This is a genomic window from Trichococcus sp. (assembly GCF_049589555.1).
In the GTDB taxonomy this organism is placed as follows: Bacteria; Bacillota; Bacilli; order Lactobacillales; family Aerococcaceae; genus Trichococcus.
In genome coordinates, this window is record NZ_JBAWAZ010000299.1 from 1 (window position 1) to 2,762 (window position 2,762).

The 2,762-nt window shown below is 40.9% G+C and carries 3 protein-coding genes; 2 read left to right on the forward strand and 1 reads right to left on the reverse strand.

Annotated elements, in window-relative coordinates:
• Together WBV27_RS10535 and WBV27_RS10540 are read left to right on the forward strand one after the other, a co-directional pair.
• A partial coding sequence (locus WBV27_RS10535; protein WP_424201876.1) for a glycoside hydrolase family 1 protein occupies nucleotides 1-797 on the forward strand: 797 nt, incomplete at its 5' end.
• 522 nt (nucleotides 798-1,319) lie between these two features.
• Nucleotides 1,320-2,279 (forward strand): alpha/beta hydrolase, encoded by a 960-nt coding sequence (locus WBV27_RS10540; RefSeq protein ID WP_424201878.1) that lies wholly within the window; start codon nucleotides 1,320-1,322, stop codon nucleotides 2,277-2,279.
• Between the two features lie 72 nt (nucleotides 2,280-2,351).
• On the opposite strand, the gene WBV27_RS10545 is transcribed toward WBV27_RS10540, so the two are convergent.
• On the reverse strand, nucleotides 2,352-2,762 hold a 411-nt coding region (locus tag WBV27_RS10545), incomplete at its 5' end, for an RNA-guided endonuclease TnpB family protein (protein ID WP_424201880.1).

The window sequence follows — 2,762 nt, forward strand, 5'->3', positions numbered from 1 at the left end:
GCGCAAAAGCTGTCCAGCTTGCCCATAAGATCAATCCAGCATTCAAGATGGGATGCATGATCGCTACGATGACCGGTTATCCTTTGACTTGCCATCCCAAAGATATGCTCGCAGCATTGCAGCACGAACAGATGAAGAATATGTTTTGCAGTGACGTCATGATACGGGGAGATTATCCAAGTTATTCTAAACGCTATTTTGAAGAATGTAATATTTCGATTCAAGCATTGCCGGAAGATATGGAAGTTCTGAAAAAGGGCCGTGTGGATTTTTATTCTTGCAGCTATTATCAGACGCTTTGTGTAAGCGGAAGAGATGAGGGGGATGCATTAGCCGGTGACAAAGCTACCGGGAATCTGATTTCAGGATTCGGAGTCAAAAATCCCTATTTGCAGGAAAGCGAGTGGGGATGGCAAATTGACGGCAGCGGACTGCGCTATTTGCTCAATCGTGTGTATGACCGTTACCAAATCCCGATCATGATCGTCGAAAATGGACTGGGTGCCAAAGACGTTCTCGAAAATGGGGAAATCAACGATGTTTATCGGATTGCCTATTTAAAAGAACATGTAGCAGCACTTAAAGAAGCTGTAAAAGATGGTGTGGATGTTATCGGATATATGCCATGGAGCGCCATCGATCTAATTGGCCTTTCAACGGGCAGCATCGAAAAAAGATACGGCTTCATTTACGTCGATGTTGACAACTACGGAAATGGCACATTTAAACGCTATCCCAAAAAGTCGTTCTACTGGTACAAAAATGTTATTGAGAGCAACGGCGAATCGTTAGCTTAGAAACTGACCGGACAAATAGAAGCTAGTCTTTTGAGAAAGAGAATCGGTTGATTGTTGTTTGATTCTCTTTTTCTACGCACTATTTTCAAACCGTTGTTTTCCTACATTTTACTACCGGCGTCAACAATTTGTACTGGAAATCCATCTGTCTCCGTATGATATTTGCTTGTTCGATATCCAAAAAGTGTCAGATTAGTTAAGACTGTGCCATACAAATTTATGCAAAAATAAAAGATAGCGTTTTCTCGTTATGGAAGTGCCATGAATTTAAACGCTACCAAAGTAGAGGAAACTTCCGTCCAGGTTTAAACTATGTGCGTAACCGATTACAAGAGGTCTTATAATTCACAATCAGTAGAAAGACAAATAGAAAATAGAGGGATCTTGAATTTAGAAATGAAACTACAAATAACGAAGAAGCTGCGGGATAATATCAGAATTTATCTGATCAGTTGATACGGAAAATAACTATCTTGGCTTTCAGCTCAATTAAGAAAGATGAAGAAAGGAAATAAAGCTATTATGAAAATCGAAAAAATTAATTTAAATGAAGATGATACGAATGTTACATTAACAACTTATTTATTGGATGACTCAGAAGAAATGTTAATCGGAAAGAGCAGACCCGCAGTTTTAATCTGTCCTGGCGGTGGATATATGTTTACCTCTGATCGAGAAGCAGAGCCACTTGCTTTACGGTTTGCTTCTATGGGCTATCATGCATTCGTCTTAAGGTACTCGGTATTCAGTAACAGTGGCCTTGCTTTTCCTGATCCCAAAAAAGATGCTATATATATGAATAGCACGTACCCTAATCCTATCAGAGAAATCGGGAAAGCACTCCTTATCATTAATGAACATGCTGAAGAATGGAAAGTTCGTAGTGATCAGATCGTTCTCTCTGGTTATTCTGCCGGGGCGCATAATTGTGCCCTCTACTGCGTAAATTGGAATAAACCAGTCATAACGGACTATTTTAATAGTCCTCAAGAGGGACTTAAACCAGCAGCCGCAATTCTAGGTTACGGTGTTTATGATTTTGAATTACAGAAAGATTTTAAGACTGAAAGTGCTGATGAATGGCAAGTAAAGTTGAATGATGCCTTCAACTTTGCGTATTTTGGAAAAACAAAGGTGACTGATGATTTAATATTATCCAGCAGCCCAGCTCAATTAGTAGACAAAGATACACCACCAATGTTTCTTTGGGCCACACGTGAAGATAATGTTGTCAGCGTTACTCAAACGACAGGAATGGCTCACGCTCTTGCGATGAAGGGGATTCCTTTTGAGACACATATATATGAAAAAGGACATCATGGTCTCTCGCTATCCACACAGGCTACTGCTAAATCTAAGGAAGATATTATTCATGAAGTAGATAATTGGATTGGACTTGCAGAAACTTGGTTGAATAATCGATTCCCTTTAGATTTGGTAGAGAAAACACCTATATTTAATTTTGAACAGCTACTAGATTGAACTACTCCCACCTATGCCTACGCTTAGAGATGGGAGATTCCTAAAAACTCCGACCTATTGGTCAGATTCTCGTTAGGCTAACCCCGTGGCCCCCACGGTTCTGGAAGCTAAAATACGCATGGCTTCCTGCTTCAAGTTTGTGCTTGCGTTGAAATCCCGGTCGTGATGGCTTCCGCATTCGGGGCAAGTCCACTTACGCACACGGAGAATCTTCACGTCTTTGTTTTGATAGCCGCAACAGGAACATAGCTGGCTGGAAGGGAAGTTTTTTGCTACAACAACGACTTCTTTCCCATACCAATTCGCTTTATACTCCAGCATTGTGCGGAATTGCGACCAGCTGACTTCGCTGATGGCTTTCGAAAGTTTTCGGTTCTTGACCATGTTGGATACCTGCAAACCCTCAATCCCGATCACATCGTGGTTTTTGATGATGTCGGTGGAGATTTTATGCAGGTAATCGTTCCGTTTATTAGTGATATC